The following is a 24710-nucleotide window of genomic DNA, read 5'->3' on the forward strand; positions in this document are numbered from 1 at the left end:
ATGGAAGAGTTCGTGCCGCTGGCGGAGCGGATCGTCGAGGCGGTGCTGGAGAGCCGGCCCGGGCTGGCCACCTCCGCCGGCGACCACCGGTACGACGACCGGCTCCCCGATCTCTCCGCCGACGCGGTGGCGGCTGACCAGGGCATGCTCAAGGAAGCCGCCGACGCGCTCTCCGAACTCGACCCCGACGCGCTCGACGTCGAGGAGCGGGTCGACCACGCGCTGCTCAGCGCCCTGGTCGACCGCGAGCTGTTCGAGCTGAGCGAGATCCGGGCGTACGAGTGGGATCCGCTGCGGCACAACCCCGGCCCGCTGCTGCACGCCCTGCTCGCCCGCCCGTACGCCCCGGCCGAGGAGCGCCTGACCCACCTGGCCGGGCGGCTGTCGGCCGTACCGGACGCGCTGGCGACCGCGCGCGCGACGCTGCGCGACATGCCGCGGATCCACGCCGAGACGGCGGTCGGGCAGTTCACCGGCACCGCGGCGCTGGTCCGCGACGAGGTGCCGGCGCTGCTCGCGGAGGCGCCCGCGCTGTACGGCACGGTCGAACCGGCGGCGACCGCCGCGATCGCCGCGCTGGAGGAGTTCGTGGCCTGGCTGCGCGTCGGCCTCGCCGCCGACAGCGGGCCGGGCCGGGACCCGCGGCTGGGCCGGCGGCGCTGGGAGGCGCGGCTCTGGCACACCCTCGACACCGAGCTGGGCGCCGCGGAGATCCAGCGCCGGGCCTGGGCCAATCTGGACCGGGTCACCGAGGAGATCCGCGCGGCGGCCGTCGAGCTGGTCGGCGGCCCGGGCGACGACGCGACGGTACGCCGGGCGCTGGACATGCTCGCGGCCGAGCACCCGGACGACAAGTCCATCGTGGACCTCGCCTCGGTCACCCTGGACGAGGCGAGCGACTTCGTCCGCCGGCACGACCTGGTCACCCTGGTCGACGATCCCTGCGTCATTCAGGAGATGCCGGAGTTCGCCCGGGGCGTGGCGGTCGCCTACTGCGACTCGCCCGGCCCGCTGGAGACGGCGGCGCTGCCGACCTTCTACTGCATCTCGCCCACCCCGGCCGAGTGGCCGGCGCATCGGGTCGAGTCGTTCTACCGCGAGTACAACGACCACATGATCCGCAACCTGACCGTGCACGAGGCGATGCCCGGCCACTTCCTCCAGCTCGCCCACGCCCGCCGGCACGTCGGCCCGACCCGGGTCCGCCCGCTCACCGAGTCCGGGGTGTTCATCGAGGGGTGGGCGGTCTACACCGAGGAGCTGATGGCCGGCCTCGGCTTCGGTGGCCTGCCGGTGCGGTTGCAGCAGCTCAAGATGCAGCTGCGGATGACCATCAACGCCCTGCTCGACCAGTTGGTGCACGGCGAGGAGCTGCCCGAGTCGGAGGCGATGGCGCTGATGACCGAGCGCGGCTTCCAGGAGGAGGGCGAGGCGGCCGGCAAGTGGCGGCGGGCGCTGCTCACCTCCACCCAGCTCTCCACGTACTTCGTCGGCTACAGCGAGATGGCCGACATCGCCGCGTCCCGCCCCGAGGGGGTGTCGGTGCGGGACTGGCACGACGCGATGCTCGCGCACGACTGCCCGCCGCCCCGCCACCTGCGCACCCTGCTCGGGATCTGACCGCTGCCGGCCGTCGCGCGGGTTCAGCGCCGCGCGGCGGTCGCCGTCGCGTCGATCAGCCAGCGGGAGATGGAGTACGCCGGCGGCAGCTCCGCCGGCAGCGCGTCCAGCGGGAACCACCGCGCCTCGGCCAGCTCGTTGCCGTCCACCACCGGCTCGGCGGCCGGGTCGGCGACGGTGGCGGTGAAGCCGGCCAGCAGCACGTTCGGGCCGGAGATCGCCCAGGGCTGACTGCCGAAGTAGGCGACCGTGTCGAGCGTCAGCCCGACCTCCTCGCCGACCTCGCGGTGCACCGCCGCCTCCAGCGACTCGCCCGCCTCCACGAAGCCGGCGACCAGCGCCCAGAGTTCCGTCGGGCCGTAGGTGTGGCGGACCAGCAGCAGTTCGTCGGGGCCGTCGGCCGGGCCGGGGCGGGTGATGGCGGTGAGCACCGCGGCGGAGAGCCGGATCGGCACGTACAGGTCGCAGTCGGGGCAGCGCCGGGCCGTCTCGCCCGGCACGTCGGCCAGCTCGGCCCGGCAGGCCCCGCACCACCGGTGGGTACGCCGCCAGGTCGCCACGGCCAGCGCGCGGCCGGCGAGCGCGGCGAGCGGCTCCGGGAACGTGGCGGCGAGTGACCGCCAGCTGTGCCAGCGGCCGGCGTCGTCCTCGGCCGAGGCGGCCTCGGTCACCCAGGCCGGTACGCCGTCCAGCGTGCCGATCGGCGCCCACCGCGTCCCGGCGGGCAGGTCGGCGACGCTGAGGAAGTGGCCGTCCGGGCCGGTCAGCAGCCTGCGGCCGGCCACCGGCAGGGCCAGATCGGTCGGGTCGGGCGGCACGCTGGCGTCGGCGCCCGGCAGGAAACCGACCGCCCCGGTCACGAGGGGCTCGACGGGCGGCGGTCCACCACGCTCGCCCCGGTCGGCGGGTCGAAGGCGGTCGCCCCGACGGTCTCGGTGTAGCGGCTCAGCGACACCTCGGTCGACCGGCCGTCCAGGGTGCCGGTGAAGGTGCCGAGCACCCCTTCAGTGGTCACGCAGGCGGTGAAGTCGCCGGCGGAGCGCTGCACGTCGACGCAGGTGGCGTGGTGGCCGGCGACGGTGGTGTCGCTCTGCACGATGACCGCCGCCGGGTCGAGGGCGGCCTCGGTGAGCAGCCGGATCACGGCCGGTGGGGTGAGCTGTCCGCGCTTGGCGGCCTCCTCCCAGGCGGCCACCGCGGGCTTCCCGGCGGTGGTCACCGGCGGCAGCACCGAGCAGGAGCTCCGCCCGGCGGCGGTCTCGCACCGGGTGACCGCTTCCTGGGTCACGGTGATCTTGCCGGCCGGCCAGCTGTACGCCGCGCGCAGCGGCTCCTGCGTCTGGGCCAACGTGGCGGTCCCGCCGTCGGACAGCCGGTAGTCGGCGGCCCAGGTCGAGGTGAGCGAGGCGTCCAGCCGGGCGGCGAGGTCGTTGACGAGGTCGGCGCGGCCCAGGGCCCGGCCGGCGTCGTCCAGGGTCTGGCAGCCGGTCACCGAGAGCGACGCGATGACCGGCACGGCGAGCACGCGGAGGGCGGTCGATACGGCGGGCATGGCGACCAGCCTTGTCGATCGGGTCCACCGCATGCAAACCGGTTGCCGGTTGAGGACCGAGAATCCGGGAATGTCCCGTGTCACCCATCGCCGGTGCGGGGTTCGGGCCGGCTGCGTCGGCGCGACTCCGGTCGGGTGGAGACGTGCGACCGTCGGACGCCCGATACGCTGCGTTCAACACCTGCCCCAGCCGCACCGTCGCGGCCCATACCGGATTCGCACACACGAACGAGGAGCGACTCAGTGGCAACCATCGAGGGAATCGTCGCCCGGGAGATTCTCGACTCGCGGGGAAACCCGACGGTCGAGGTCGAGGTAGGGCTCGACGACGGCACGATCGCCCGCGCCGCGGTGCCCTCCGGCGCCTCCACCGGCGCCTTCGAGGCGATCGAGCTGCGCGACGGTGACTCCGACCGCTACCAGGGCAAGGGCGTCGAGAACGCGGTCGCCAACATCGAGGACAAGATCGTCGACCAGATCATCGGGTACGAGGCCAGCGAGCAGCGGCTGATCGACCAGAAGATGCTGGACCTCGACGGCACGGACAACAAGGCCGAGCTGGGCGCCAACGCCATCCTCGGCGTCTCGCTGGCGGTGGCCAAGGCCGCCGCGGGCAGCGCCGAGCTGAGCCTCTTCCGCTACCTGGGCGGCCCGAACGCGCACCTGCTGCCGGTGCCGATGATGAACATCCTCAACGGCGGCGCGCACGCGGACTCCAACGTCGACGTGCAGGAGTTCATGATCGCGCCGATCGGCGCGCCGAGCTTCCGGGAGGCGCTGCGCTCGGGCGCGGAGGTCTACCACGCGCTCAAGTCGGTGCTGAAGAAGAAGGACCTGTCGACCGGGCTCGGCGACGAGGGCGGCTTCGCCCCGAACCTGCCCAGCAACGCCGCCGCGCTCGACCTGATCGCCGAGGCGGTGGAGAAGGCCGGCTACCGGCTCGGCACCGACATCGTCTTCGCGCTGGACGTGGCCGCCACGGAGTTCTTCGACAACGGCAGCTACACCTTCGAGGGCAGCGCGAAGAGCGCCGAGGAGATGAGCAACTACTACACCAAGCTCATCGGCGACTACCCGATCGTCTCCATCGAGGACCCGCTCTCCGAGGACGACTGGAGCGGCTGGGCCACCCTGACCGCGGCGGTCGGCGACCGGATCCAGATCGTCGGCGACGACCTGTTCGTCACCAACCCGCAGCGCATCGCCCGCGGCATCTCCGAGAAGTCCGCCAACGCGGTGCTGGTGAAGGTCAACCAGATCGGTTCGCTGACCGAGACCCTGGACGCGGTGGACCTGGCCCACCGGGCCGGCTTCAAGTGCATGATGAGCCACCGCTCCGGCGAGACCGAGGACACCACCATCGCCGACCTGGCGGTCGCCACCGGCTGCGGCCAGATCAAGACCGGCGCCCCGGCCCGCTCGGACCGGGTGGCCAAGTACAACCAGCTCCTGCGGATCGAGGAGGAGCTGGCCGACGCGGCGCGGTACGCCGGCGCCGGCGCGTTCCCGCGTTACCGTTCGGCCTGAGACGCGAAAGGCCTCGGGGGAGGGGTGTGACGATGCAGCAGCGCCGCACACCGGGTGGCCAGCGTCCCGCCCGTCGACCGACCGGTCGGCCGGGCGGGGCCCGCGGCGCCCGGACGTCGGTCCGCGACGGCGGGGTCCGCGCGGAGGCCCGGACGGCCACCGGCCGGGTCCGGGGCGCCGAGGGCGTACGCGCCGGCAACCGCCCGGCCGCGGCCCGGCGTACGGCGGCCGGCGGCACCATCCGGCGGCTCGCCGCACCCCACCCCCGACGCTTCACCGGGCGGGCCACCGTGCTCTTCGCGGTGCTGATCGCGCTCGCCCTCGCGTACACCTATCCGGTCCGGGTCTACCTGGACCAGCAGGTGGACATCGAGCGGATGGAGGCGTCGCAGGCCGCGCAGCGGCAGCGGATCTCCTACCTGTCCGCCGAGGCCGCGAAGTGGCAGGACCCGGAATACATCAAGATCAAGGCCAGGGAGCGGTTCTACATGGTCGCCCCGGGCGAGACCCCGGTGGTCGTGCTCAACGACCCGGCGGGCGCGGCCCGGGACGCCGGCAGCGGCCGGCCGGCGACCCCGCCGAAGACCCCCGACCCCTGGTACGACACGCTCTGGTCGAGCGTCCGGGCGGCGAACGCCGACAGCCCGGAGAAGTGACCGGCCGAGCACCGAACGAGAGATGGGCACCGTGACTGTCGTACCACCGCAGGAGCCGGCGGCGGACTCCGTACCCCCGCCGAAGCGGGAACCGGCCACCGAGGCCGACCTGGCCGCGGTGGCCGCGCAGCTCGGACGCCCGCCCCGCGGCACCCGGGCGGTGGCCCACCGCTGCCCCTGCGGCCTGCCCGACGTGGTGGAGACGACCCCACGGCTGGCCGACGGCACCCCGTTCCCGACGCTGTTCTACCTGACCTGCCCCCGGGCGACGGCGGCGTGCAGCCGGCTGGAGTCGGCCGGGCTGATGAAGGAGATGGCCGACCGGCTCGCCGAGGACCCGGAGCTCGCGGCCCGCTACCGGGCGGCGCACGAGGACTACCTCACCCGCCGGGAGGCGATCGGCGAGGTGCCGGAGATCGCCGGCATCTCCGCGGGCGGTATGCCCGGCCGGGTGAAGTGCCTGCACGTGCATCTCGGCCACGCGCTCGGCGCCGGCCCCGGGGTCAACCCGTTCGGCGACGAGACGCTGGCCCTGGTGGAGAAGTGGTGGGCGGCCGGCCCGTGCGTGGACGTGCCGGCGGCGGAATGAGCGTGCCCGCCGGACCGGACCAGATCGTGGTGCGCCGGGCCCGCACCGGCGACGTACGGGGCATCCGGCGACTGATCGACACCTACACCGACGACCGTCGGCTGCTCAGCAAGGCCACCGTCACCCTCTACGAGGACGTGCAGGAGTTCCGCGTCGCCGTGGACGATGACGGCGTGGTCGTCGGCTGCGGCGCGCTGCACGTGATGTGGGAGGACCTGGCCGAGATCCGGACGGTCGCCGTGGATCCGGCCTGCCGGGGGCGGCGGATCGGCCACCGGATCGTCGGCGAGCTGATCGACGCCGCCCGGGAGCTGGGGGTCGCCCGGATCTTCGTGCTCACCTTCGAGACCCGGTTCTTCGGCTCGTTCGGCTTCACCGAGATCGACGGCGCGCCGGTGCCACACCCCGTCTTCGAGCAGCTGCTCCGCTCGTACGACGAGGGCGTCGCCGAGTTCCTCGACCTGGAACGGGTCAAGCCGAACACCCTGGGCAACACCCGGATGCTGCTGCGGCTCTGATCGAGTCCGGATCCTCCGTCGCCCTGCGTAGCCAAGCTCCCTGCCCCTGCCTACCCTCGCGGAGACTTTGCTCTGCTGCCTTATGCGCAACAGTTACGGAAAGTGCCGTCCAGCTGGCGAGGGTGCCTCACCTCCCGTGGTGGACGTGCAGCTCAGGTGGGTGTTGCTTATACGGCAGCAGAGCAAAGGCGTCACACTTCCCTTGCCTTCCCGGCAGGTCCGTCACGGTGCGTAAGAGTTGCGGAAAATAACGCTGTGTGAGCGCATCGCGGTTGGCCTTTCGCCGGGGCGACCTGCCGTAGGGTTGCTGCCGTGACGACGCGTGTGGCCGCCATCGACTGCGGGACGAACTCCATCCGTCTGCTGGTCGCGGACCTGCCCGATCCGTCCGCAGGCCCCGAGGCGCCGCTGGTCGACCTGACCCGCCGGATGGAGATCGTCCGGCTGGGCCAGGGCGTCGACCGGACCGGCCGGCTCGCCCCGGAGGCGATCGAGCGGACCCGGGTGGCGCTCGCCGACTACGCCGCCGAGATCGAGAAGTTCGGCGCCGAGCGGGTGCGAATGTGCGCCACCTCGGCCTCCCGCGACGCCTCCAACGCCGGCGACTTCCGGGCCATGGTCGAGCGGACCCTCGGGGTCGCGCCCGAGGTGGTCACCGGTGACGAGGAGGCCCGGCTGTCGTTCACCGGCGCGGTGCGCGGCCTGCCCGCGGGCGCCGAACCGCCGTACCTGGTGGTCGACATCGGGGGCGGCTCGACCGAGTTCGTGGTCGGCACCCGCGAGGGTGGGGTCGAGGCCGCCGTCTCGATGGACATCGGCTGTGTCCGGATGACCGAGCGGCACCTGCACGGCGATCCGCCGAGCCTGGACGAGATCGCCGCCGCGCAGGCCGACATCGCGGTCGCGGTGGACCGCGCGCTGGAGGTCGTCCCCGGCCGCCGGGCCGCGACCCTGGTCGGCCTGGCCGGTTCGGTCACCACCGTCGTCGCCATCGCCCAGGACCTCCAGGAGTACGACCCCGAGCGCATCCACCACACCCGGGTGTCGTACGACGCGGTGGCCGGGGTGACCGCCGACCTGCTGGCGAAGACCCGCGAGCAGCGGCTGGCCATCCCGGTGATGCATCCCGGCCGGGCCGACGTGATCGGCGCGGGCGCGCTGGTGCTCCGGGTGATCATGGAGCGGGCCGGGATGTCCTCGGTGGTCGCCTCCGAGCACGACATCCTCGACGGCATCGCCTGGAGTCTCCTGCCGGCCACGAAGCCCTAGGCTGGTCGGATGGCGGTCAGGCGGATCAAGCCGAACATCCACTCCGACGACTTCGACGGCAGCCGCCGGTTCTACAACGACCTCATCGGCCTCGGCGGCGGCGACGGGCTGGACTGGATCCTCTTCTTCGGCGGGGAGACCCGCGAGGTCCAGCTCTCGGTGATGAAGCGCGACATCAGGGCAGGCGTCCACCCCGACGTGTCGATCGAGGTCGACGACGTCGACGAGGTGCACGCCCGTTGCGTCGCCGCCGGGGCCGAGATCGTCTACCCGCTCACCGACGAGCCGTGGGGGCTGCGCCGGTTCTTCGTCCGCGACCCGAACGGCGCGGTCATCAACGTGACCCAGCACGACGAGGGGTGACCGCCGCGGTCGACGCAGCCCAGCTACCATGTTCTTGACGGTACTGCGCACTGCACAGTAGTGTGCGATGCGTGGACACCACACAACTGCTCAAGGGTGTGCTCGACCTGGCCGTCCTCGCCGTCCTGCGCGACGAGGACGGCTACGGCTACGACATCCTGCGCCGGCTGCGCGACGCCGGCCTCGACGAGGTCGGCGACGCCTCGGTCTACGGCACGCTGCGCCGGCTCTTCGCCGCCGGCCTGCTCACCACGTACGTGGTGCCCAGCGAGTCGGGGCCGCACCGCAAGTACTACGCGCTCAACGCGGCCGGCCGTGACCAGCTCACCCGCTCCGGCAAGATCTGGCGCTCGTTCGCCACCACCATGGATGCACTGCTCGACGATCGGGGGATGGCGGCATGACCGTCACTGGGCAGGAGATCACGGACTATGTGCAGCGGGTGCGGGCCGCGCTGGCCGACCTGCCGCCCACGGTCCGCGACGAGTTGACCGAAGACCTGCCGGAACACCTGACCGAGGTCGCCGCCGAGGCCGACGGTACGCTGGTGGAGCGGCTGGGCGAGCCCGAGGCGTACGCGGCCGAGCTGCGCGCCGCCGCCGGCGCCGGTCAGCCCGGCGAGGCGCACCGGGGGCTGGAGCAGCGGGTGGCCGCCGTCGCGCACCGGGCCCGCGTCCGGCTGACCGGCGCCGATGCCCGGCTCGGCCCGATCTTCGGGTACGCCACGGCGAGCGAGTTCCTCCGGCTGCTCCGCCCGGCCTGGTGGGTGCTGCGGGGCTACCTCGCGGCCATGTTCGTCACCGGGCTCACCACGGGCGGCACCTTCGGCGTGCTGCCCCGGGTGGGCGGCAACGACGTCGCCGGGCTGGTGCTGCTGGCCGGCCTGGTGCTGGCCTCCATCTGGCTGGGCCGGCGCACCGCCGAGCTGCGCCCCTGGCAGCGCCACGCGCTGCAGGTGGTCACCGTGGGGCTGGCCATCTTCGCCCTGGTCGGCGCGGTCACCATCGACGAGCGGGCCCGCTGGCAGGGCGACTACGGCTACGACCCCAGTTCGGTGCGGAGCCCGTACGACCAGATCCAGGACGTCTTCGTCTACGACGGCGAGGGCCGGCTGGTGAGCAGGGCCCGGCTCTTCGACCAGAACGGCACCCCGATCCGGCTCGGCTGGCCGACCTGCACCGACCCCTCCCTGCCGGACGTCAACCCGGTGCAGCGCGGCTACCCGTACTGCCCCGAGAACGCGCCCTACCGGCCGCAGTCGCCGGCCACCGCCCCACCGCCGCCCGGCACGGCCCCCACCACCACTGCCCCGGCCCCCACCACCACCGCCCCGGCCCCGCCGCCGTCCGGTACCGCCCCGCCGACGCCGGGCGCGCCGGCCGCGACGACGCCCCCGCCGGTCGACCCGGCGCCCGTTCCCACCCGCTGAGCGGCCGATCCTGGGAATTGACTGAACGGACGATGGGAGCGGGACAACGGATCCCGATCTTGATCGCTACGGTGTCGTCTGCTCGTCCACCCCTCGGAAGGAACTCAGTTGTCAGAGCAGGTCGCACCGCCCCCCGCGCCGCAGGCCACGCAGCCCGAGCCGGCCCTCCCGGCGCAGCCGGAACCGAAGGGGCCGGGCCTGCGCAAGGCCTTGGGCATCGTCGGCGCGGTGGTCGGCTTTCTGGTCGTCGTCGGTCTGAAGTTCGGCCTCGCCACCGCCGTCGGCAACCTCCTCGACCCGGACGAGGCGGCCGAGGCCAAGGCCGGTGACTGCATCGCCGAGCTGCCCCAGGTGACCGGCACCGAGGAGCGCTCGGTCAGCGGCGCCGACGTGGTGAAGTGCACCTCCGCCGAGGCGGTGTACAACGTGGCCGGTCGGGTGGACGGCCAGACCGAGGCCCAGGCGAAGTCGGGCGACGCGTGCGAGCAGTACATCAAGCAGGGCGACGACGGCTACGTCTTCTACAGCATCTCCCCGGGCGGCAAGGGCTACCTGCTCTGCCTGACCAAGCGGAGCTGACCCGGTACGACGGGCACGGCCCACGGCGGCGCGGGGACACCCTCGCCGCCGTCGGCGTACCCGGGTTCTCCGGATGGTGAACGCGAGGTATATGCCACTGCCCTCTCGTCTTCCCGGGGCGCTCACGGCGTGGCAGGCTACCGGCACGTAGGACCACTGGGCGACCAGCCAACGTTGACTGACCGCTAGGAGGACGGACCCATGGGCGAGATGGTGAGCTACGCCGGCAACGGAGGGACGCGCGAGGGGTATCTCGCGATACCCTCCGGCGGTGCGGCCAGCCCGGCGGTCATCGTCATTCAGGACTGGTGGGGCCTCGTACCCCACGTCCGGTCGGTCGTCGACCGCTTCGCCGAGGCGGGTTTCGTGGCCCTCGCCCCGGACTTCCGGCACGGCGGCCCGGCGAGCAAGCCCAGCGAGCCGCGGCAGATGCTGAACAGCACGCAGATGGACGAGGCGGCGGCGGACATCGCGGTGGCCGCGGACTACCTGACCGGGCGTCCCGAGGTCACCGGCAAGGTCGGCTGCGCCGGTTTCTGCGCCGGCGCCAGCCTCGCCCTCTGGGCGGCGACCCGCTCCGAGCGGATCGTCGCCACCGCCGCCTTCTACCCCCGGCTGCCCTGGGACGGGATGAGCGCCGAGTGGGCCGACTACGCCGGCAAGGCGGCGGTCATCCACTGCTCCGAGGCCGACGGCCTCTCCGGCGCCGACGGCGTGCAGGCCGTCCGCCGCGCCGTCGAGAGCGCCGGCGGCAGCTGCCAGACCTACGACTACCCGGGCACCGCGCACGCCTTCTTCAACGAGGACCGGCCGGCGAACTTCGACCAGCGCAGCGCCGCCACCGCCTGGGCCCGTACCCTCGAACTCTTCCGGGCCAAGCTTGGCTGAGCCCCGTACCCCCGACGAGGTGGTCGCCCGCGCCGCGCGGGCGACCGACCTGGCCGACCTCGACGGCGCCGTCGCCAACTGTTTCGCCTGCCCCCGCCTGGTCGCCTGGCGGGAGGAGGTCGCGCGCACCAAGCGGGCGGCCTTCCGCGGCCAGGAGTACTGGGGGCGTCCGGTGCCCGGCTTCGGCAACCCGGACGCCCGGATCGCCATCCTCGGCCTCGCCCCCGCCGCGCACGGCGGCAACCGCACCGGACGGATCTTCACCGGCGACCGCTCCGGAGACGTGCTCTTCGCCGCGCTGCACCGGGCCGGCCTGGCCAACCAGCCGACCAGCGTCGCGGCCGACGACGGACTGTCCCTGCACGACACCCGCATCTTCGCCGCCGTGCGCTGCGCGCCGCCGGACAACAAGCCCACCCCCGCCGAGCGGGACACCTGCGCCCCATGGCTGCACCGGGAGGTCGGCCTCATCCGGCCCACCCTGCGCGTCGTGGTCGCGCTGGGAGCCTTCGCCTGGGCGGCGTGGTGGCCGGTGCTGCACCAGGTGTACGGCATCCGCCCGCCCAGCCCGCGACCGGTCTTCGGCCATGGGGCACACTGGTCCGGATCGGCCGCCCCCGACCTGCTCGGCTGCTACCACGTCAGCCAGCAGAACACGTTCACCGGGCGGTTGACACCAGGGATGCTGGACGACGTGTTCACCCGGGCGAAGCAACTCGCCGGAGTGGACTGAGGCTGCGTGGGGCGGTGGCGATGAACCTCGGCGTACTGCGCAGGTGGTGGCCCGTCGCCGCGGTGATCCTGCTGCTCGCCGTTGGGGCGCTGGCCGCCGGGCACTCCTCGATCGGCGCCAGCCGCATCCCACCGGTCGCCGACACCATCCCGTACGTCCCGGACTACCCGTCCGCCGAGCCGGCCCCCTCGATCCCGATCGAGCCGCGGGACGGCGCCGAACAGACCCGGGCCGAGGTGCCGCAGTGGATCGCCACCGTGGCCATCGTCCTGCTCGGGCTGGCCATCCTGACCGCCCTCGGCTACCTGGCCTGGACGCTGCTCCGCGGCGCACTGCGCCGGACCACCCGGGCCGTCCCGGTGGCCCGCGTCCGGCGCACCGCCGAGGGCACCGCCCGGGAGGTGGTCGCCGTCCTCGACGCCGGCCTGGTCGAGCTGGACGACACCGCAACCGACCCGCGTACGGCGGTGATCGCCTGCTGGGTCCGGCTGGAGGAGGCCGCGACCGAGGTCGGCGTGCCGCGCCGGACCGGCGACACCCCCACCGACCTGGTCGGTCGGCTGCTGCGCGGCGACCCGTCCGCCGGGGTGCCCGCCATCGCCAGCGCCGACGTGCTGGACGGCTTCGCCCACGTCTACCGCGAGGCCCGGTACGCCACCCACACCGTCGACGAGCACATGCGTGACCAGGCCAGGGCGGCGCTGCGCCGGCTGCGCGGCGAACTCACCGCCCTGGCCGCCGCCGACGAGGTGCCAGCGTGAGCGCGAGGAGTGAGCCGATCCTGCGAGCCCCGCAGTCGCGAACTCAGGTGGCATCGTGAGCGAGCGGACGGGCATCGACGACCTGCTCAGCTTCGAGGAGGAGGCCCCGCCCCCCGCCAGGCGGGACCGGGGCGGGCGCGGGCGGTGGGTGTTCCGCTTCCTCGCCTCCGCCGCCGCGCTGACCGCCGTGGTACTGGTCTGCCTGCGCGCGGTCGGCCTTCAGGTCTCCGTCTGGATCGTGGTGGCCGGCGTGCTGGCGGTGCTCGCCGTCCGCCGGGTCACCGCCGCGCTCTCCCCGCCGCCCCCGCCCCGGGCCGGCGGCCGGGCCCCCGCGGGCGAGGAGCCCGACTCCTGGAACTGGGCCGCCCGGGACGCGCTGCGGGGCGCCATCAACGGCTGGGAACGGCCGCTGGACTGGTGCTCCGGCCGGCCGGAGCGGTTCGCCGAGCGGGTCCTGCCCCGGCTGGCCGAGCTGGCCGACGAACGGCTGCGCCAGCGTCACGGCGTGACCCGCGAGTCCGACCCGGCGCGGGCCCGCGCCCTGCTCGGGGAGCAACTGTGGACGTTCCTCGACACCCCTTCCCGCCGCCCCCCGTCGCCGCGCGACCTCGCGGCGATCGTCGCCGAACTGGAGAAGATCTGATGAACGACATGGACCGCCGCATCCCCGCCACCGAGGTCGGCCACCTGGCCCGGGCGGTGCTGGACGCGGTCGGAACGGTCGTGGTCGGCAAGCGGGAGGCCCTCGAACTGGTCCTCGCCGGCATCCTCGCCGGCGGGCACGTGCTGCTGGAGGACCTGCCCGGGCTCGGCAAGACGCTCACCGCGCGCTCCTTCGCGCAGGCCCTCGGGCTGGACTTCCGCCGCCTCCAGTTCACCCCCGACCTGCTGCCGGCCGACGTCACCGGCTCGTTCCTCTACGACCAGCGCAGCGGCGACTTCTCCTTCCGGGCGGGTCCGGTCTTCACCAACCTGCTGCTCGCCGACGAGATCAACCGAACCCCGCCGAAGACCCAGTCGGCGCTGCTGGAGGCGATGCAGGAGAAGCAGGTCTCCGTCGAGGGCGTGACCTACCGCCTGGACGAGCCGTTCCACGTCCTCGCCACCGCCAACCCCATCGAGTACGAGGGGACGTACCCGCTGCCGGAGGCGCAGCTGGACCGGTTCCTGCTGCGCGTGTCGTTCGGGTACCCGCAGCGTGAGGAGGAGTGGGAGGTGCTGCGCCGGCGGATGGCCCGCCGCCACGAGGAGGCCGAGATCAAGCCGGTGGTCGACGCGGCCACGCTGCGCGCCATGCAGGCCGCGCTGGAGGACGTGGTGGTGGAGGACTCCGTCGGCCGGTACATCGTGGACCTCACCGCGGCCACCCGCGAGCACCCGTCGGTGCTGGTCGGCGCCTCCCCGCGCGGCTCGCTGGCGCTGCTGCTGCTGGCCCGGGTCCGGGCGGTCTTCGCCGGCCGGGACTACGTGGTGCCCGAGGACGTCAAGGAGGTCGCCGCGCCGGCGCTGGCCCACCGGATCACGCTGCGGCCGGAGATGTGGCTGCGCCGGGTCGACCCGTCCTTCGTCGTCGGCGAGGTGCTGGAGCAGACACCCGCCCCGGCCAGCGGCGCGCTGCCCAGCCACGCGGCCGGCCGGTCGGGGCGCTGATCGTCGTGCCTGACCTCCCGGGCCCGGAGCCGGCGGGTGGCTGGGCGCCCACCTGGGCGCTCGGCCGCGCGGTGCTGCTCACCGGGCTGCTGCTGATCGCCGCGGTGCTGCTCGGCCGGGTCGACCTGGTGGTGCTGGCCGCGCCGTTCGCGCTGGGCACCGCGTACGGGCTGCGCCGCCGGCCGACCGCCGCCCCGCAGGTGGAGATCACCGCCGAGGACGCGCACCTGGTCGAGGGGGGTCCGCTGGCCGGCACGGTCACCGTCGGCAACCCGGACACCGTGTCGTACGACGTGGCGGTGGTGCGGACCCGGATCTCGCGGTGGCTGCGGGTGGAGCGGGTCGGCTTCGGCGGCGGCGGGGTCGACGTGAGCCGTTCCGGCGGCGCGGACCGGCCCTTCGTGACCTCGGTCCCGGCCGGCGCCGCCGTCGACCTGGCGTTGAGCGGCACGGCGTTGCGCTGGGGCCGGCACCGGGTCGGGCCGGCCGGGGCCCGGGTCGCCGCCGCCGACGGCCTGCTGCTCTCCCGCGCCGTGATCGCCGAGCCGGACCGGGTGCGGGTCTACCCGAAGACCGAGCCGTTCGAGGCGGTGGAGGCGATGCCCCGGGCCGCCGGGCTGGTCGGCGCGCACCACTCGCGCCGGCCGGGGGAGGGCGGCGAGCTGGCCGGCGTCCGGGTGTTCGGCCCCGGTGACCGGCTGCGCCGGATCGACTGGCGGGTCTCGCTGCGGGCCCGGCAGTTGCACGTCGCGGCCACCCTCTCCGACCGGGACGCCGAGGTGGTGCTGCTGCTCGACGTGCTGGCCGAGGCGGGCCGGCCGGGCGGAGCGAAGGGTTCTGCGTCGGTGCTGGACACCACCGTCCGGGCCGCCGCCGCGATCGCCGAGCACTACCTGCACCGGGGCGACCGGGTGTCCATGCTGGAGTACGGCCCGGCCGCGCGCCGCCTCCGTCCGGCGACCGGCCGGCGGCAGTACCTGACCGTGCTGGAGTGGCTGCTCGACGTCAAGGCGGAGTCCTCCGCGCACGAGCCGTACGACCAGATCTTCGGGCCGCAGGTGCTCTCCTCGGACGCCCTGGTGGTGGTCCTCACCCCGCTGCTCGACGAGCGGTCCGCGCAGATGCTGGCCCGGCTGGCGCGGGGCGGACGGTTCGTGGTGGCGGTGGACACCCTGCCGACCGAGCTGACCCCGCCCGGCGACAAGGGCTGGGCGCCGGTGGCGTTCCGGCTGTGGCGGCTGGACCGGGACACGATGATCTCCCAGCTCCGCGAGCACGGCGTGCCGGTGGTGCGCTGGGCCGGCGCGGGCAGCCTGGACCAGGTGCTGCGGGACGTGGCCCGGCTGGCGACCGCCCCGCGGGTCGGTGGCCGGTGAGCGCGAGGAACGCAGCGCAGCGGAGTCCCGCAGTCGCGAACGGAGGCCAGCCCCGATGAACGCGGTGTGGGAACGGGCCCGGGCGTTGCGGGTGGCGGCGAACCGGGTGAGCCTCACACCACTGCTGGTGCGGGTCGGCATCTTCTGGGCGGTGCTGGTGGGGTTGCTGCTGGCGTACCCGATGGAGCTGTTCACCCCGCGGGCGCTGCTGCTGTTCGTGGCGGTGTCGCTGTTCCCCACGGTGTCGCCGCGCCGGGTGTGGCCGACGTTCGCGGCGCTGGTCACGGTCGGTGGCTGGGTGGTCGCGTCGGCCGGGTACGACCGGCCGATCACGCTGTGGCGGCTGGTCGCCGTGGCGTCGGCGCTCTACCTGGGGCACACCCTCTGCGCGCTCGCCGCGGTGCTGCCGTACGACGCGGTGGTCGATCCGGATCTGGTGCTCCGCTGGCTCGCCCGGGCCGGCGCGGTGCTGCTGGCCGCCGCCGTGGTGGGCATCGTGCTGTCCTGGTTGGGCGGGATCGGCGGCGATGACGGTTTCCGCGCGGCGACGGTGGTCGGACTGCTGGTGGCGGTGGGGTTGAGCGGTCTGCTGGGCTCGTTGTTGCGTCGCAGATAGCGGGACGACGCGGAGAGTTGCGCAGGTCACACGGGTTGTGCTCCGTCACAAGTGGGGGTCTCGAGCGGGATTAGCCGAGCCGCCCGGGGAAAGATAGATGACGTGAATCCGAAGCGGATCCTTGTCGTGGGTGCCGGGCACGTCGGCCTGTACGCTGCTCTGCGCCTGTCCAAGAAGCTGAGCTCCCGTGAGGCCGAGGTCGTCGTCGTTGACCCGCAGCCGCACATGACCTACCAGCCGTTCCTTCCGGAGGCGGCGGCGGGCAACATCTCGCCGCGGCACTCGGTGGTGCCGCTGCGCCGTGAGTTGCGCAGGTGCAAGGTCGTGGCCGGTACGGTGACGCGGATCGACCACGACCGCAAGACCGCCGTGGTGCAGCCGATCGCCGGCCCCACCCGGGAGATCCCCTACGACCACGTGGTGGTCGCGCCCGGGTCGGTCTCCCGGACGCTGCCGATTCCCGGCCTGCACGAGCAGGGCATCGGTTTCAAGACCATCGGCGAGGCGATCTACCTGCGCAACCACGTGCTGGACCGGCTCGACGTGGCGGCCGTCACGCCGGACCCGGACGTCCGCCGTTCCGCGCTGACCTTCACCTTCGTGGGTGGTGGGTACGCCGGCATCGAGGCGCTCGCCGAGATGGAGGACATGGCCCGGGACGCGCTGCGCTACTACCCCGAGCTGAAGCCGGAGGACATGCGCTGGGTGCTGGTCGAGGCGACCCAGCGGGTGCTGCCCGAGGTCGACCGGGACATGGGCGCCTACACCGTCCAGCAGCTGCTGAAGCGGAACATGGACATCAGGCTGGACACCCGGCTGGAGTCCTGCGTCGACGGGGTGGTCAAGCTCTCCGACGGCGACTCGTTCCGGTCCGACACCATCGTCTGGACCGCCGGCGTCAAGCCGTCGCCGATGCTCGACCGGACGGACTTCCCGCGCGACGAGCGCCGGCGGGTCACCTGCCTGCCGACCCTGCAGGTCGTGGACGGCGACCGGGTCGTCGAGGGCGCCTGGAGCGCCGGTGACTGCGCCGCCGTGCCGGACCTGACCAAGGAGCCTGGCAACTACTGCTCGCCGAGTGCCCAGCACGCGGTGCGGCAGGCCGCCCGGATGGCGGACAACATCGCGCTGGTGATCCGGGGTCGTGAGCCGGTCAACTACAAGCACAAGCACGTGGGCAGCGTGGCCAGCCTCGGCCTGCACAAGGGCGTCGCCCAGGTGTACGGCGTGAAGATGACCGGCTGGCCGGCGTGGTTCATGCACCGGACGTACCACATGAGCCGGATCCCGTCGTTCAACCGCAAGGTCCGGGTCGTGGTCGACTGGTCGCTGGCCTTCTTCCTCAAGCGGGAGGTGGTCGCGCTCGGCCAGCTGCACGACCCGCGCGAGGAGTTCGCCGAGGCCTCGCAGCCGCCGCAGCCGGTGCAGCAGCCGGTCGGTGTGAGCCGGGCCGCCTGACCCGAGGTTCGCGAAAGGCCCTCCCCGACGGGGAGGGCCTTTTCGTGTCCGGGCATCTCGGCGGGGTTCAGACCCGCCAGGTCCAGGCGTCGGCGATCCGGGTGCCCGGGCCGTAGAGCCGGACCAGGGTGCGGCGCAGGCTCTCCGCGTGGGGTGCGTCGTCGGTCAGCGCGACGCAGGAGGCGCCCCAGAAGTCGGCGTCCTTGGCGGCCTGCCGCCGCTGCTCGTCGCCGATCGGCGGTTCGTCACCGCGCTTGGCGACGTCGGCCAGCAGTGCCGAGGTGGGCTGCTTGTAGGTGCCCATGGTGGCGCTGCCGCCGCGGCCGTACGGGCCGATGAAGAAGCCCTCGGGGAGGCCGAACTCCGCGTCGGCGGCCGTGGCCCAGCGCATCGGCCAGGGCTCCCTCGGAGTGGCGGCCGGCACCGGCACCAGCACCCCGCCGGGGGAGACACAGTCGCGCCAGTGGCCGCCGGCGATGAACTCCGGCAGCGCCGGACGGTCGACGGTGGGCAGCGGCCCGGGGAAGACCGAGAGCAGGGCCACCGCGACGGCGGCCGGGACGAGACGGCGGGCCCGGCCGGTCTCCCGCAGCGCCCGGTCCATCGCCAGGGCCAGCAGGGCGCCGGTCAGCGGCAGTACCGCCAGGCCGAACCGCATCGGCAGTGCGCCGTCCACCACCGGGAGGCCGGCGAGCAGCGCGTACGGCCCGGGGATGGTGCTCCGCTCGCCGTCGAGGACCACCTGCGGGCCGAGCGACAGCGCCGCCATCACCAGCCCCGCCACCGCGGAGGCGACGACCAGTGGCCGGCTCCGCAGCCAGGCCGCGCAGGCGACGGTGACCAGCAGCAGCGGCCAGCCGAGGAAGGTGTTGTATTCGGCCGGCCCGGTGGTGAGCCGGGCCGAGGTGTCGCTGCCGACCATCGACAGCGGGGAGACGGTCCACCAGCTGGCCAGGTCGGCCGAGAAGTAGTGCGGGCTGAACATCCCGTCGGCCACGCCCTGCGGGCCGGCGAACTGGAACCACAGCGGGTAGCCGAGCACGAGCAGCGCCAGCCCGGCGGCGAGCATCAGCCCGCCGGCGAAGCCGGGACCCGCCCGGCGCAGCAGCGGCCGGTCGCCCACCGCGTAGGAGATCGTCATCACCAGCAGGGTGAGCGCGGTAAGGAAGAGCACCTCCTCGCCGATGAACGCCTGCACGCTGACCGCCGCGGCCAGCCCGACCGCCGAGGTGGTGATCCGCCGCCCGTCCGGCAGGTCCAGGGTGTTCGGCCCCGGGTCGGCGGCGCGCAGCAGCCGGACGACCAGCCAGACGATCACCGGGACCAGCCACTGGGCCGTCATGTGCAGGTGGCTGTTGCTCTGCGAGACCATCCCCGGCCCGAAGCCGCAGAGCCCGGCGCCGACGGCAGCGGCCAGCGGGCGGACCCGCAGCGTCCGGCTGAGCAGCAGGTACCAGGCGGTCGCGGTGCCGGCCAGGTTCGCGCCGGCCAGCAGCGCGAAGGTGACCGGCGCGCCGAAGAGCAGGGTGACCGGGGCGAAGAGCACGCCGAGCGCGATGACCGTGGTGTTGGCCATCAGGTTCACCCCGTCCGGGGCGTTGAGCCGCTCGCTGAGCAGCCCGAAGTTGCCGAGCAGGGCCCGCGAGTCGACGGCCAGGAACCACTCGTAGAGGGTCTGGTCGGCGGGGTTGAGCGCCAGCACCCGGCCGGTCGGGTCGGGCCAGAGACCGTGGGTGAGCCAACCGGCCAGCAGGAGGTACAACAGGCAGATGCCGAGGTCGGTGCGGTGCCGGACGGCGAACGCCCACCAGCGGGCGGTGCGGCGTTCCGGCGTGGCCGGCTCGGCGAGGCCGACAGCCAGGTCGGGGTCGGCGTCGGGCGCCGTACGGGCTGCGCTGGTCACGGCATCGACCCTAGTGCGGCACCAGGCACGGGGTACGCCGGGTGCCGCCGAGCGGTTACGGTGACACTGCATCGCGCGTGTCGACGCGACGGTGCCGCCCGCCCGGGTGGTGGAACGGCAGACACGGCCGCCTTAAAAGCGGCTGCCGCAAGGCGTGCGGGTTCGACCCCCGCCCCGGGCACCACAATTTCTCAGCTTTCCCACAGCTTGCCACCCGGCGCGGGTGTGACCGGTCCGTTTACTCTTGAAGCGCACGCTTCTGCGTGCGTTGACCCCCTGAGGGAGGCCTGACAGTGAAGACCTCGAACCCGGTGCTCGCCCGGCTCGGCCAGGCGGCCGAGCGGGAGCGCTCCGCCGGGTACGCCCAGCCCGGGCCGTACGGTTACGGACAGCCCGGTATTCCCCAGCAGTACCCGGGGCAGCCCGGGTCCCCGATCGCCCCCGCGGTGTCCGGGACCATGTCGATCGACGACGTGGTGGTCAAGACCGTCGCGCTCCTGGGCATCCTCGGCGTCTCCGCCGCGGCCGCCTGGGTGCTGGTGCCGGACGCGCTGCTCGGCGCCGCCTGGATCGGCGCGGCGATGGTCGGTCTGGTGCTCGGCCTGATCATCTCGTTCTCCCGGATGGCCAACCCGGCCCTGGTCGTCGCGTACGCCGTGGTCGAGGGCGCCTTCGTGGGCCTGGTCAGCAAGGCCTACGAGACCGCCTACCAGGGCATCGTGCTCCAGGCCGTGGTGGCCACCTTCGGTGTCTTCTTCGTGATGACCATGCTCTACAAGGCGCGGGTCATCCGGGCCACGCCGAAGTTCGTCAAGGGCATGATCGCCGTGATGGCCGGCCTCTTCGCCGTCATGCTGATCAACTTCGTGCTCGCGCTCTTCGGCATGAGCACCGGCCTGCGCGACGCCACTCCGCTCGGCATCGGTTTCAGCCTGATCTGCATCGTGGTCGCCTCGCTGAGCTTCGTGCTCAGCTTCAAGGAGGTCGAGGACGGCGTCCGGATGGGGCTGCCGCAGCGCTACTCCTGGACGGCCGCCTTCGGCATCGTGGTCAGCCTGGTCTGGCTCTACCTGGAGCTGCTCCGCCTGATCAGCTACTTCCAGGGCGACGACTGACCGTCGTGCCCTCCCCGGCGCCCGCCTCCGCGACCCGCGGCGGCGGGCGTCGTCGTCTCCGGCCCCGCCGCAGGCGTTTCCCCGTCGCCGCCGGGCCGTCCGGGGCAGAGTGACACCAGGGGTACGCCGCCGAGGAGGTGACGGATGCGCAGCGCCAACCCGGTCCTGGACCGGCTGGAGGAGACCGGCCGGGAGCACCGCCTGGCCGGTGCGGGCGGCGCGGAGGCCGTCACCGTCGACGACGTGGTGACCCGCACGGTCGGGCTGCTGCTGCTCACCGGGGTGACCGCGGCGGTGGCCTGGGCGGTCGTACCGCAGGAAGTGTGGCTGCCGGCGGCACTGGCCGGCACCGCGCTGGCCGGGATCGCGCTGGTCCTGGTGATCTCACTGCGCGGCATCACCCATCCCGCCCCGATCATCGGGTACGCCCTGCTCCAGGGGCTGCTGCTGGGGGTGGCCAGCCGGGCCTTCGAGCTGGTGTACCCGGGCATCGTCGTGCAGGCGGTGCTGGGCACCTTCGGGGTGTTCCTCGGCATGGCGCTGCTCTACCGGGCCCGGGTCGTCCGGGCCACCCCACGGCTGGCCCGGCTGGTCTTCGGGACCCTCGTCGGGCTGCTCGCGATCACCCTGGTCAATCTGGTCTTCCGGCTCTTCACCGGCCGGCAGGGCGTCGAGGTCTACAGCCTCACCGGGCGGGTGGGCTGGCTGCCGTACGTCTTCTCCGGGGTGGCGATCATCGCCGGGGCGTTGAGCTTCATCCTCGACTTCGACCAGGTCGAGCGGTCCGTCCGGGCGGGCCTGCCGCGCCGGTACGCCTGGCTCTGCGCGTTCGGGCTGCTGGTCGGGCTGATCTTCCTGTACTGGCAGATCCTGCGCCTGCTGAGCTACCTGCGCCGGTGAGCGGTCGCGGCCGGTGACCGGCGGCTCGGCCGTAGACTCGGCGGCGATGAGCGCAGCGGAACTGGACCGGGCGGTGGACCTGCTGGTCCGTCAGGTGGGGCACTGGCAGCAGCCACGCTGGGCGGCGGTGGCGGCGGGCGGCAACGCGTCCCGCGCCGACCTGGTGCACAAGCTGGTACAGGAGATCGCCAACCTGGCCGCGGACACCGAGGGTGGGCCCCGTCGGGCCGTACCCCGGTTGGACAACGACCTGGCCCTGCCCGACCAGCTCCGGGTGGTCGCGGCGGACCTGGTGGCGGCCGGCCCGCCGGAGGCGGCGCTGGCCGGGGCCGCCACCGCGGTCGCGGCGACCCGGTCCGCGCTGTAGCCGGTCAGTTCTTCAGCCAGCGGCGGACCTTGCCCCGCCGGGCCCGGTCCCGGGCGGCGGCGAAGTCCGGCACGTTCCGCTCGGCGGCGGCGGCCTGCCGGGCGTGCAGCAGGCCGTAGGTGAAGGTGTTCTCCCCGTCCGCGTACGCCCGCAGCGCCTCGCGCCGCAGCACCTCCCGGGTGATCACCGAGTCCTGGTGGGCGCCGAGCAGGTCCTGAAGGTTCTTGAGCCGGTCGACCAGGGCGGCGGCGGCCTTCCCGCCGGCCGGCTGGCGCACCTCGACGGCGTAGCGCGCCGCCTTGTACGCCTTGCGCGCCTCGTGCAGCGCGACGTCCCCCTCCGCGCCGGCGAGCGCCGGATGCTTCCTGGCGAGGGCGGCGTCCAGCCGCTCGTCGGCGCGGGTGACCGCCCGCCGGACCCGGCGGGACACCCAGCGGGCGCCGGCGGCGTCGGCGGTGGGCCGCTCCAGCAGCCGGTCCAGCCGGGTCAGCAGCGCGGTGTACCGGTCGGAGTCGACCGCCCGGCCCAGTTCGTCGAGGGCGGTGGCGACGTCGGCGGCGAAGCGTTCGGTGATCCGCGCGACGACCGGGCCGAGGACCAGCTCGTCCGGTTCGGCGTGCACCGCGTCGGTGAGCCGGGCGGCCATCACCTGAGCGTCCCGGACCGGCCCGAGCTGGGCGCCGAGCCAACGCAGCTCGGCGCGGACCGCCTCGCTCTCGGGACGGTCCCAGAGGCCGCGGAACGTGCGCAGGGTGGCGCGCAGCCGGCGGGCCGCGACCCGCATGTCGTGCACGGCGTCCTGGTCACCGTGTCGGGCCGCCGGGTGGTTCGCGATCAGCACGTCGCGCTGGGCCCGGGCGTACTCGACGACCGGCGCGACGGCCGGGTCGGTCGGCGCCGACTCCGCCGCCGCGGCGAGCCGGGTACCCAGGGCGCGGTGCGACTTCGAGACCGGGACCGGCCGGGCGCCCGCGTCGCGGAGCCGGGCCTCGACGGCGTCGAGCAGTTCCTCGTCCCCGTCGACCAGCTCGACCTCGAGCTCGTGCCACGCCTGCCGTTCGTCGCTGACCAGGTCCCGGGCCTCGACGGTGTCCTCGGCGACCTCGGCCAGCACCCGGCCGGCCGCGTCGAGCAGCCGCCGCTCCACACGGCCGGTGGTGATCCGGGCGGCCGGCGCGACCGGTACGCCCCGGGAGGCGGCCCGGAACAGCCCGGCCAGCTCCGCCGGCGGGTCGGCGTCCGCCTCGCCGGCGGGGAACTGGTACTCCGTCCGGGGGCCGCCGGCCGCGCCCACCTTGAGGTGCCAGCCCGCGTCGTGCCCACCGGTACGCCGGCGCAGCGCGTATCCGCTGCGGGCCAGCCGCAGGTCGGGGGTGTCCAGGTAGACCGCGTCCAGGTCGAGGGCGGTGGCGTCGGACACCGTCGCGACGCCACCGCACCCCGTCAGGTCCGGCAGGCGGAAATCCTCGTCCCCGGAGTACTTGCGTTCCCGCTCCACGACCGTCGCCATGTCGGGGACGGTACCCGGGTCGCCGGGGGGTGAACCGGGCTCAGCTCAGCCGCTCCAGCACCATCGCCATGCCCTGGCCGCCGCCGACGCACATGGTCTCCAGACCGATGCTCTTGTCGTGCCACTCCAGGGCGTTGAGCAGGGTGCCGGTGATCCGGGCGCCGGTCATGCCGAACGGGTGGCCGATCGCGATCGCGCCGCCCATCACGTTCAGCTTCTCCTCGGGAATGCCGAGCTGCCGGTAGGAGGGGATCACCTGGGCGGCGAACGCCTCGTTGATCTCGACCAGGTCGACGTCGTCGATGGTCATGCCGGCCCGCTCGAGCGCCTGCCTGGAGGCCTCGACCGGGCCGAGGCCCATGATCTCGGGGGACAGGGCGGTGACGCCGGTGGAGACGATCCGGGCCAGCGGGGTGAGCCCCAGGTCCCGGGCCCGCTGGGCGCTCATGATCACCACGGCGGCGGCGCCGTCGTTGAGCGGGCAGCAGTTGCCGGCGGTGATCCGGCCGTCCGGGCGGAAGACCGGCTTCAACCCGGAGACCGCCTCCAGGGTGACCCCGGCGCGGGGGCCGTCGTCGGTGCTGACCACCGTGCCGTCCGGGGTGGTGACCGGGGTGATCTCCCGGGCCCAGAAGCCGTCGGCGATCGCCTTCTCGGCGAGGTTCTGGCTGCGGACGCCGAAGGCGTCCATGTCCTCGCGGGTCACGTCGTGGACCTGGGCGAGGTTCTCGGCGGTCTGCCCCATGCTCAGGTAGATGTCCGGCAGTTGGCCGGCCTCGCGCGGGTCCGTCCAGACCTCCGCGCCGCCCTCGGCGCGGCGCTTCGAGCGCTCGTGGGCCTCGGCGAAGCGCGGGTTCTCCCAGCCGCCGCCGACCAGCGCCTGCGCCTCCGGCGGCAGGCCGTCGGAGTTGCCCCGGGCGTACCGGGAGACCATCTCGACGCCGGCGGAGATGAAGACGTCGCCCTCACCGGCCCGGATCGCGTGCATCGCCATCCGGGTGGTCTGCAGCGACGACGCGCAGTAGCGGGTCAGGGTGGCGCCGGGCAGGCCGTCCAGGCCCATCAGGGTGGCGACCACCCGGGCCATGTTGAAGCCCTGCTCCCCACCGGGCAGACCGCAACCGAGGTACATGTCGTCGATCTCGGTGGGATCGAGCTGGGGGACCTTGGCCAGGGCGGCCTGGACGATGGTGGCGGCGAGGTCGTCCGGGCGGACCTCGCGCAGCGAACCCTTGTGCGCGCGACCGATGGGGGACCGGGCGGTGGCGACGATGACGGCGTCGCGGGAGGACTCAATCGGCATGGACCAACGTTAACTCGCCGGTAACTTA

At 73.7% G+C, this 24710-nt stretch carries 26 protein-coding genes and 1 tRNA gene; 22 read left to right on the plus strand and 5 right to left on the minus strand.

The features are described from left to right. Window positions 1–1620: DUF885 domain-containing protein (locus AC5RWQ_RS21260; protein ID WP_494284443.1), on the plus strand; the 1620-nt coding region annotated here is incomplete at its 5' end. A 23-nt stretch (window positions 1621–1643) separates the two neighbouring features. Here the strand turns inward: AC5RWQ_RS21260 and nudC are convergent. After that, a complete protein-coding gene (gene nudC, locus AC5RWQ_RS21265) occupies window positions 1644–2480 on the minus strand; it encodes an NAD(+) diphosphatase (protein WP_494284444.1) in 837 nt (278 codons plus the stop codon). Next, window positions 2477–3205, minus strand: coding sequence for a hypothetical protein (locus tag AC5RWQ_RS21270; RefSeq protein ID WP_494284445.1), 729 nt, complete (start codon window positions 3203–3205; stop codon window positions 2477–2479). Before AC5RWQ_RS21270 ends, nudC begins: the two co-directional genes overlap by 4 nt. Before the next feature lie 210 nt (window positions 3206–3415). Here AC5RWQ_RS21270 and eno point away from each other — a divergent pair, with 210 nt between their 5' ends. From eno to AC5RWQ_RS21355, 17 genes are all read left to right on the plus strand, one after another. Then, window positions 3416–4699, plus strand: a complete 1284-nt coding sequence (eno, locus tag AC5RWQ_RS21275; protein WP_494284446.1) for a phosphopyruvate hydratase — start codon at window positions 3416–3418, stop codon at window positions 4697–4699. A gap of 32 nt (window positions 4700–4731) precedes the next feature. Beyond that, window positions 4732–5355 carry an FtsB family cell division protein gene (locus tag AC5RWQ_RS21280; protein WP_334485165.1) on the plus strand — a complete coding sequence of 208 codons (624 nt, stop codon included), beginning with the start codon at window positions 4732–4734 and terminating at the stop codon, window positions 5353–5355. Window positions 5356–5386: 31 nt separating this feature from the next. Beyond that, window positions 5387–5944: a DUF501 domain-containing protein gene (locus AC5RWQ_RS21285; RefSeq protein ID WP_494284447.1), complete on the plus strand. Its 558-nt coding sequence runs from the start codon at window positions 5387–5389 to the stop codon at window positions 5942–5944. A gap of 2 nt (window positions 5945–5946) precedes the next feature. Further along, entirely contained in the window at window positions 5947–6462 is a 516-nt protein-coding gene (locus AC5RWQ_RS21290) for an amino-acid N-acetyltransferase (RefSeq protein ID WP_494284448.1), read from the plus strand. A gap of 324 nt (window positions 6463–6786) precedes the next feature. Then, window positions 6787–7731: a Ppx/GppA phosphatase family protein gene (locus tag AC5RWQ_RS21295; protein WP_494284561.1), complete on the plus strand. Its 945-nt coding sequence runs from the start codon at window positions 6787–6789 to the stop codon at window positions 7729–7731. Window positions 7732–7740: 9 nt separating this feature from the next. After that, window positions 7741–8094, plus strand: coding sequence for a VOC family protein (locus tag AC5RWQ_RS21300; protein WP_494284449.1), 354 nt, complete (start codon window positions 7741–7743; stop codon window positions 8092–8094). Between the two features lie 71 nt (window positions 8095–8165). Beyond that, the gene (locus tag AC5RWQ_RS21305; RefSeq protein WP_334485176.1) at window positions 8166–8498 is read left to right on the plus strand and encodes a PadR family transcriptional regulator; all 333 of its coding nucleotides are present in this window, start codon (window positions 8166–8168) and stop codon (window positions 8496–8498) included. Beyond that, window positions 8495–9523, plus strand: coding sequence for an HAAS signaling domain-containing protein (locus AC5RWQ_RS21310; RefSeq protein ID WP_494284450.1), 1029 nt, complete (start codon window positions 8495–8497; stop codon window positions 9521–9523). Before AC5RWQ_RS21305 ends, AC5RWQ_RS21310 begins: the two co-directional genes overlap by 4 nt. A gap of 108 nt (window positions 9524–9631) precedes the next feature. Then, complete coding sequence (locus tag AC5RWQ_RS21315) at window positions 9632–10102, plus strand: LppU/SCO3897 family protein (RefSeq protein ID WP_494284451.1); 471 nt, start codon at window positions 9632–9634, stop codon at window positions 10100–10102. A 201-nt stretch (window positions 10103–10303) separates the two neighbouring features. Next, on the plus strand, window positions 10304–10990 hold the full coding sequence (locus AC5RWQ_RS21320; protein WP_494284452.1) for a dienelactone hydrolase family protein: 687 nt from the start codon (window positions 10304–10306) through the stop codon (window positions 10988–10990). Window positions 10991–11009: 19 nt separating this feature from the next. Continuing rightward, a complete protein-coding gene (locus AC5RWQ_RS21325) occupies window positions 11010–11723 on the plus strand; it encodes a uracil-DNA glycosylase (protein WP_494284562.1) in 714 nt (237 codons plus the stop codon). 20 nt (window positions 11724–11743) lie between these two features. Then, the gene (locus tag AC5RWQ_RS21330; RefSeq protein WP_494284453.1) at window positions 11744–12484 is read left to right on the plus strand and encodes a DUF4129 domain-containing protein; all 741 of its coding nucleotides are present in this window, start codon (window positions 11744–11746) and stop codon (window positions 12482–12484) included. A 55-nt stretch (window positions 12485–12539) separates the two neighbouring features. Beyond that, window positions 12540–13127 carry a hypothetical protein gene (locus AC5RWQ_RS21335; RefSeq protein ID WP_494284454.1) on the plus strand — a complete coding sequence of 196 codons (588 nt, stop codon included), beginning with the start codon at window positions 12540–12542 and terminating at the stop codon, window positions 13125–13127. Further along, window positions 13127–14134, plus strand: coding sequence for an AAA family ATPase (locus tag AC5RWQ_RS21340; RefSeq protein ID WP_494284455.1), 1008 nt, complete (start codon window positions 13127–13129; stop codon window positions 14132–14134). Before AC5RWQ_RS21335 ends, AC5RWQ_RS21340 begins: the two co-directional genes overlap by 1 nt. Window positions 14135–14139: 5 nt before the next feature. Then, the gene (locus AC5RWQ_RS21345; protein ID WP_334489045.1) at window positions 14140–15510 is read left to right on the plus strand and encodes a DUF58 domain-containing protein; all 1371 of its coding nucleotides are present in this window, start codon (window positions 14140–14142) and stop codon (window positions 15508–15510) included. Window positions 15511–15565: 55 nt separating this feature from the next. Continuing rightward, on the plus strand, window positions 15566–16126 hold the full coding sequence (locus tag AC5RWQ_RS21350; RefSeq protein ID WP_494284456.1) for a hypothetical protein: 561 nt from the start codon (window positions 15566–15568) through the stop codon (window positions 16124–16126). Window positions 16127–16228: 102 nt separating this feature from the next. Next, window positions 16229–17584, plus strand: a complete 1356-nt coding sequence (locus tag AC5RWQ_RS21355) for an NAD(P)/FAD-dependent oxidoreductase (RefSeq protein ID WP_494284457.1) — start codon at window positions 16229–16231, stop codon at window positions 17582–17584. Window positions 17585–17651: 67 nt separating this feature from the next. On the opposite strand, the gene AC5RWQ_RS21360 is transcribed toward AC5RWQ_RS21355, so the two are convergent. Further along, the gene (locus AC5RWQ_RS21360) at window positions 17652–19487 is read right to left on the minus strand and encodes a hypothetical protein (protein WP_494284458.1); all 1836 of its coding nucleotides are present in this window, start codon (window positions 19485–19487) and stop codon (window positions 17652–17654) included. Window positions 19488–19587: 100 nt separating this feature from the next. On the opposite strand from AC5RWQ_RS21360, the gene AC5RWQ_RS21365 reads away from it, so the two are divergent. The 4 genes from AC5RWQ_RS21365 (at window position 19588) to AC5RWQ_RS21380 (ending at window position 21869) form a co-directional block, all read left to right on the plus strand. Continuing rightward, window positions 19588–19671: transfer RNA gene (locus AC5RWQ_RS21365), tRNA-Leu, on the plus strand. Between the two features lie 109 nt (window positions 19672–19780). Continuing rightward, window positions 19781–20602 (plus strand): Bax inhibitor-1/YccA family protein, encoded by an 822-nt coding sequence (locus AC5RWQ_RS21370; protein WP_494284459.1) that lies wholly within the window; start codon window positions 19781–19783, stop codon window positions 20600–20602. A 144-nt stretch (window positions 20603–20746) separates the two neighbouring features. Then, window positions 20747–21502, plus strand: coding sequence for a Bax inhibitor-1/YccA family protein (locus AC5RWQ_RS21375; protein ID WP_494284460.1), 756 nt, complete (start codon window positions 20747–20749; stop codon window positions 21500–21502). 46 nt (window positions 21503–21548) lie between these two features. After that, window positions 21549–21869, plus strand: coding sequence for a hypothetical protein (locus AC5RWQ_RS21380; protein WP_494284461.1), 321 nt, complete (start codon window positions 21549–21551; stop codon window positions 21867–21869). Between the two features lie 4 nt (window positions 21870–21873). Here the strand turns inward: AC5RWQ_RS21380 and AC5RWQ_RS21385 are convergent, their stop codons facing one another. Then, window positions 21874–23379, minus strand: coding sequence for a CYTH and CHAD domain-containing protein (locus AC5RWQ_RS21385; protein WP_494284462.1), 1506 nt, complete (start codon window positions 23377–23379; stop codon window positions 21874–21876). Between the two features lie 40 nt (window positions 23380–23419). Continuing rightward, window positions 23420–24682, minus strand: coding sequence for an acetyl-CoA C-acetyltransferase (locus tag AC5RWQ_RS21390; protein WP_334489022.1), 1263 nt, complete (start codon window positions 24680–24682; stop codon window positions 23420–23422). Window positions 24683–24710: the final 28 nt, after the last annotated feature.

Source organism: Micromonospora sp. BS32 (genome assembly GCF_059089345.1).